The organism is Streptomyces sp. NPDC127084, from assembly GCF_042724175.1.
In the GTDB taxonomy this organism is placed as follows: domain Bacteria; phylum Actinomycetota; class Actinomycetes; order Streptomycetales; family Streptomycetaceae; genus Streptomyces.
Genome location: NZ_JBHXFA010000250.1, coordinates 1 through 6,393 on the forward strand (window position 1 = coordinate 1; position 6,393 = coordinate 6,393).

The following is a 6,393-nucleotide window of genomic DNA, read 5'->3' on the forward strand; positions in this document are numbered from 1 at the left end:
CAGCCGGTCCTGCCCGGCGGCGGTGGCGTCCGGGGGTCGGCTGGTCTCGTGGCCGATGGTGTGGGGCGGTGACGCCGAGCGGTTCCCGCAGCGTCGCCCGCGTGACTCCGAGGTCTGCTGCGGGGCCCCGGGGACGCTTCCCCCAGAGTCCGCCGGTGGGAAGGGTCCATGCCACGGCCCGCCCGGCCACCGCACGATCTTCGTTTGTCCACACACCAACCGATGATCATGCGGTGGCCGCACTCGTCCCATCGGGTCCGCCAGCGGTTCGCCGAGCCGGACTGGAGCGACTAGCTGCCGGCGCCTTCCCTGAAGGAGCGGGCGATGGCCCGGTCATCATCCAGGGCACTCATCCGGACGGGGCTGCGCTCGTCGTCCAGGACAACGGCGCGGAGCACTGTTCCGACGGCTGCCTCCTGGTCACCGTCCGGCCAGCGGGGGTCCTTGGTGTTGTCGATCAGCCCCGCGGTGCCGTCCGGGAGTAGCACATCAAGCCCCCAGGGGCGTACCGCGACGACCTGGACGTCGAATTCGTGATCGAGTATCGAGGGCATATCGTTCGGCCTCCTCATGGCTTCGGTATCCAGGTGCGCTTGACGGTCAGGGAGTTGAACTCGGCCAGCTTCTTGTAGTCGATCTCCCACTCGATTCTGGGCAGTCCGCCCGGACCCTTCCGGTCGTAGCGCTTGGCAGCGTCGGCGAACTGGACCAAGAATTGCATGTCCATGTCGTACCTCAGCATGCCGGATGCGTACGTGCCACGTCCCCAGTAGTCGGCGGCGACGCTCTGCTCGCCGAAGTAGACTTTACCGTTGCTGCCTTCCTCCGCCCCTCGAGCCGGGTTCGGGCCGTGGGCCTTCTCGTAGGCCACATCCACGGTCTTCGGGGTCCGGTAGATGGGGAACGTGCAGTCCGTGTCCGACTTCGGCTTGTCGCCGGAGGCCGCGGCTGACCGCTGGACGGCCGACGCCTTCGACTGACGGCCCGGCTTGGTGCCGCCGGAGTCCCGGTCACAGCTGAGGCCGAGTCGGTCCAGCTGCTTCTTGGCGTCCTCCACCTTCTCGGTGACGGCGTCGACGTTCTTGCGGGCCTTGTCGACCTTCTCCAGGAACCCCTTGATGCCCCAGATGGCCTTGCCGATTTTCGGCAGCTTGCTCCCGATCTTCGCCAGCTTGACTGGGCCCGCGTTCTGGACGATGGCCCAGATGCAGATCCCGATATCGGGGTCGTCGATGCACTCCTTGATGTCCTCTGCGAACAGCTCCACCAGGATCTCGGCGCCGTTGTCCTTCAGATAGTCAAGGAGGTCCTGGCCGGAGAGCTCCCGGGCCAGCGCCAGCTCCTCCTGGCTCAGCCCGGCCTGCTCCAGGGCGTACTCGGTGGCCATCCGCAGGACCAGCGCGTCCAGGGCCTCCGCGCCGCTGCCGGGTTCTCCGCCGCCGGGTTGCGGATCGGTGTACTTCGAGTTCTTCTTGGCGGCCTCGGCCAGCTCCTTGCGCTGCCTCTCGCGCTCGGCCTCCTCGGCGCGTTCGGCGGCCTGGTCGGCCTCCTTCGCTGAGGCATCGGCGTTCCGTGCCGCGTCCTCGGCCGCGACCGCGTACCCTTCCGAGCGGTCGGCGCTGTGTCGCGCGGTAGCGGCGTCGCTCTCCGCCGACGCGGCAGCACTGCGAGCACTGCCCGCGTCCCGTTCGGCGTCCGTGGCCTCGCTGTCGGCAGCGGCGGATTCGCTTTCGGCGGCGCTTGCGGCGGAGTCGGCCGCGAAGGCGTCCTCACCTGCCTGCCTGCTCCACTCGGCGGCTCTGGCGTCGGCCTTCTTGGCGGCCTCGGCCGCTTTCGCCGCCTCGGCGGCGGAGGCCTTGGCCCGTTTGACCGCTTCGGCCGCGCGTGCGGCATCCGCGGCTGCCGCGGCTGCGGCCTGAGTGGCCGCCTTCGCACTTGCGGTGGCCTTGTCGGCCAGCGCCTTGGCGTCAGCAGCGGCCTTCGTCGCCTCCTTGGCCTTGGCTTCGGCAGCGGCGGCTTGCTGTTCGGCAAGCGTCTTGGACGCCTGGCCGACGAGTACGGCGAACGCGGCGGAAACGTCGCTTTCGCGATAGGGGCTACCGAGGGCGATGGCCTTGTCCGCAGAGATCGTCACCTGCTTTGCCGCATCCCGGGCAGCGACCGCGAACTGGGCGGTGGCCATGGCGTGGCCTGCTGTGACGGCGGCCCACTCGCGAGTCTTACGCGCCTCATCCCTGGCCTCGGCAGCCCGAGTCTGGGCTGTGACGGCGGCCACGGCCGCCTTCTTGGCCTCGGCCTCGGCACTTCTCACGTTCTGCGCGGCGGCGGCAGAGGCATCGATCGCCTCGGCTGCGGCGGCGTGCGCATTGGCCGCGGCGGCACTTGTGGCCAATGCTGCGGACCAGGCTCCGTCTGCGGCGGCACGTGACCTGCTTGCTGCTGCCTTCGCACGCGTCGCCGCTGCACGGGCCGCGACAGCGGCGCTGCCGGCCTCGTTGGCTGCGGTACGTGCGGCCTTTGCCGCGATAGTGGCCTCATTGGCCGCGGTCCGGGCCTCAGTCGCGGCTTGCCGGGTTTCGGCAGCGGCGTCAGATCCGTCCACGGCGGCAGCAGCGGCCTCAAAGGCCGCGGCACGCGCGGCTGTTGCTCGCTCCTCCCGCTCCGCCCGGACCGCTTCATCGCGTGCCTGAGCGGCACGCGCCTCGGCGTCCTTCGCGGCCGCGTGCTTCGTCGCGGCCGTGGATTCGGCAGATGTGGCGGTCAACATCGCTGTCGAGGCATTCACCCGCTCTGCTTGGGCGCGCGCCTCTGAGGCCTGCGCTTTCCCACGCTCCCGCGCGGCGTCCTTGCGCGCCGCCGCGGCTTTGTCCCGCTCGGCCTCGGCGACTCCACGCTGTTCCCTGGCCTTTCCGGCCTGGGTGCGGGCGGTGGCTTCCTCCTTCTCCGCGGTCGCCTGTGCGTTCTTCGCCTTGGTGGCGTTGTCCGCAGCTTCCTTGGCCTGCTTGTCCGCCGCGTCAGCCGCAGCCTTGGCCTGTGCCGCCGCTTCCTGCGCGGCGGCCTTGCGGAACTCGGTCTGCAGTGCGTGCGACTGCGTCTTGGCGAGCGCGAGCAGCGTCTGGCTGTCGCTGGCTGTCGCCTTCGCGGCGTTGGACGCAGTGAGGGCGGTCTTCGACGCTGCCTGGGCGGCTGCGTACGAAGCCTTGGCCACCTGCACCGACTGCTGGGCGTACACCAGGCCACGGCCGCGCGGCATCTTGGCCGCGTCCGCGATGGCCCACGCCGCCTTCTGGACCGTGTCCGCCTTCTCCGACGCGGTCTTCGCCGCCGCGACGGCCTTGTCCGCGATAGGAACCTGTGCCGCCGCTGCCTTGCGCGCCGCGTCGAGGTCCTTCGCGGCCTGGGTGAACACCGCGGCCTTCGGCTTCAGGATGCTGTCAGGCCTGGCAGCCCAGTATTTCTGGAAGAAGAGGATCTGGTCGGCCTGCCAGGCCTGCCGGATCGCTTCGACCATCGCCTCGGTTGCGACCCGGACTTCTTTGGAAGACGTGATCTCGGCAGCGACGATGTCCTTGCGCTGAGTGGTCTGCGATGCGTACTCCGCCTCCCACTCCGTTTGGGCGTCGGTGATGACGCCCGTGAACACACGGTGGGGGTCGATGGGGTTGAAGGCGTCACACCCTGCCCAGGCCGCCTTCAGGAACTCCACCTCGGTGCGGTGTTCCATGGTGCCCGGCTCCGGCGCCTGCTTCGGGAACGTGCCGAAGCGCAGGAAAGTGGCCACGTCATTGGCCGAACCGGGCGTTCCCTTACCGCCTACTCCAAAGAGTTCGCTGGCTGCGAAGCGATTGAGCCATTCCTCTTCGACGGTCTCGGGCTTCAGTGCGTCGAAGATCTCCTGCGCCTTCTTCAGCGACGCCGTGCTCGCCCTGGGGATCGGATCTCCCCCAACCTGGAAGGCGAGCTCGCGCTCCATTCTCGAGAAGGCGATGAGATCCTCACCGAACTCCGGCGCGTGGTAGTCGCGTCCACCGGAGGAGTTCGTCGAGGCGTACGGCTTGTTGGTCGCGTCGAGTTTGTTCTGCCGGTCGGAGAACGCCTTCCCGCGGGCCTCCTGGGCGGCCTGATCGCGATCGAGTGCGTCTCCAAGCGGTGTCCCGAGCCCGCCGAACGGGCCCCAGGCAGCGGCTACGTCCGCGTCGGTTCCTGACAGCGCCTTGTTCGCGGCTGCCTTCATTTCCGGGCCGCCGTAGTGCACCGCCCGGGCTACCTGGCAACGGTTGTAACGCTCGTCGTAGCCGAGCTTGTAGCTTCGTGCGGACCACGAGTCGCTGGGCTCGTCCGCCTGCTGTTCGGCGTGCGCCGGCATCGCGTACACCAGGCCCACCAGGATGGATGTGGCAGTCGCCAAGGCAGTGCCCGCCATGCCGCGTGTCAAGGCCGCGCGTCGTGCGCGCGGATCCTTCCCCAGAAATGCTCTCAAAATTGGTCAGTCCGTCTCTTCTTGGAACAGTTCTCGCCCCAGGAATAAGTCGGTCTTCATGGCAGGACGCATCGCGTCGAAGCACACCTGATGGTCAATCAGGTGTTTGAGGTATGGAATGGCCCCCAGCCGCGCCGCTCGTGCGCGCTTCCCCCGCCCCCTGAGGCCTGCAGATCATCGCATGGAGATCGCTGCTACGGAAGGTCCAATTAGCGACGGAAGGTCAGCAAATCATAGGAGTTGTAATGCTGGAGATGTGAAGATCTGGCTGAGTGTGGCCTTGATTGCACCCGTGAATCTTCATATTTGGCGGATTCTGTGTTCTGTCTGCTTCGGCGTAGACGTAGCGACTGCTGACCGGGAGGGAAGGCACGACCCTCGACACGCGGTGTGCCAACCGTAGTGGGCGTCACGCGCCTCGATGACGCCTCCTATTGGAGCAGGGTCGGGCGGGACGGAGTGACAGAACACTTCACGTTCCGCCATGAAACTGTCGGTCGCCTTGCCAGGTGATCGAGGTGAGCATGCCCAGCCCGCCGTGCGCCAGGCCCTTGTACGTCACCGTCCGGGTAGGGCCGACCTCATGCGCGAGCCGTTCCGCCAACTTCGTTCCCTCGAGGAACAGTCTCTGCCAGTCGTCGTCATACGCACCGTCCACCCGGTCATGTACATCCCGGTTCAACGTGCTGTCGATGCTCTTCGCCCACGCGTACAGGTCGGTGACGAGCCGGTCAGACAGGTGAAGCCCGGCGGCGGGGTCATCGGGGAAGAAGTCCCCGAATCCGTCGGAGCGCAGCGGACCGTACTGGAACTCGCCTTCGAGCGTCAGATGGACCTGGTGGGGCGGTGTTTCACGGCGGTCGCGCTGCCAATGGAGGCGGTCGCAGCCCCAGCACACCCACTTGTCCGTCTTCTGGTGCTCGTCCCAATAGCGCACCGCCCATGACGGACCAAGGTGCGCGGCCAGTACCTGGGCGGTCGCGAGCCCCTGTTCGGCGTGCTTGCGCAGGTCCCGCCGGGAGGCGAAACTTTCTGGCGGACGGGACAGCGACCAGGACCGCAGTGCCGCCGCCAGGTCGGCAGGCAGGGACAGCCTGTAGTCGTTCAGGCCCACATACCGTGTGAAGGAACCGAGTTCGGCGTGCGAGCAGGAATTTTCCGGCTCGTACAGTGGCGAGGCCTTGCCACGCGCCTGCAGCAGTACCTCCTGCGGCTCTTTGGGGGGCATGTGATGTCGGCTCCGATCACGTATCCGTTATCGCCCACGCTAATGGCCACCTGCTGGTTCTTGCCCTGGAAGGCGACCTCGAAGAGTCGGCAAGCTCGCTCCGGAGTGCGCGAACGTCGTCGGACGCACGGGCGAAGCCGTACTCGGGCACACCGCTGGTCCATCCGAGACGGCCGTGAGGGACGATGGTGCGCATGACCACTTGAAGAGCAGCGGCCGGGCGGCAGCGTTGGGTCAAGGTCGCGACCTGGGACACGGCCAAGGATGGCGAACGCCGTATCTGCGCTGCCTGCGGGACAGCCGTCCGCTCCTACCAGTTCCGTTTCCATCCTCCTGAGTCCTCGATGTTCGAGCGGTGCGTCGGCTTGGCCTGGTGCTCCGGGTGCCGGATCTACTCAGGTGCGATGGTCCATGTTCCCCGAGCGCATGCCCTTGTCGACCCACTGGCCTCTCTTCCCGCAGATGAGCGTGATCGCCTGCGTCGCAGCGAGGCGAAACTGATCGACTATCTCGACCGCCAGATCAGCCGTGGTCGTGATGCGTCTCCATGGGGTGAAGGGGCGACAGGGAGTACCTGTACGGCACCGGCGAACCATGGCCTCCGGGCTTCCCGGTGGGGTCGGGGACGGTCGACCGGCGGCTCCGGAACGGCGAAGGGGGCGGTGCGCGGTCCATGTCCATGGAC

Annotated in this window: 3 protein-coding genes; all 3 read right to left on the reverse strand. The window is 67.6% G+C overall.

Going from position 1 to position 6,393, the window contains the following annotated elements:
- Positions 1–290: 290 nt before the first annotated feature.
- The 3 genes from ACFWI9_RS32230 to ACFWI9_RS32240 all read right to left on the reverse strand — a co-directional run bounded on the left by ACFWI9_RS32230 (position 291) and on the right by ACFWI9_RS32240 (position 5,708).
- A complete protein-coding gene (locus ACFWI9_RS32230) occupies positions 291–554 on the reverse strand; it encodes a hypothetical protein (RefSeq protein WP_387168237.1) in 264 nt (87 codons plus the stop codon).
- 14 nt (positions 555–568) lie between these two features.
- Positions 569–4,408, reverse strand: a complete 3,840-nt coding sequence (locus tag ACFWI9_RS32235; RefSeq protein WP_387168240.1) for an ALF repeat-containing protein — start codon at positions 4,406–4,408, stop codon at positions 569–571.
- 544 nt (positions 4,409–4,952) lie between these two features.
- Positions 4,953–5,708, reverse strand: a complete 756-nt coding sequence (locus ACFWI9_RS32240; protein WP_387168243.1) for a hypothetical protein — start codon at positions 5,706–5,708, stop codon at positions 4,953–4,955.
- Positions 5,709–6,393 lie beyond the last annotated feature (685 nt).

What these genes read in the sequence shown, in the direction of transcription:
- ACFWI9_RS32230 (WP_387168237.1), bottom strand. Translation starts at nt 554, where the DNA reads ATGCCCTCGATACTCGATCACGAATTCGACGTCCAGGTCGTCGCGGTA.
- ACFWI9_RS32240 (WP_387168243.1), bottom strand. Translation starts at nt 5,708, where the DNA reads ATGCCCCCCAAAGAGCCGCAGGAGGTACTGCTGCAGGCGCGTGGCAAG.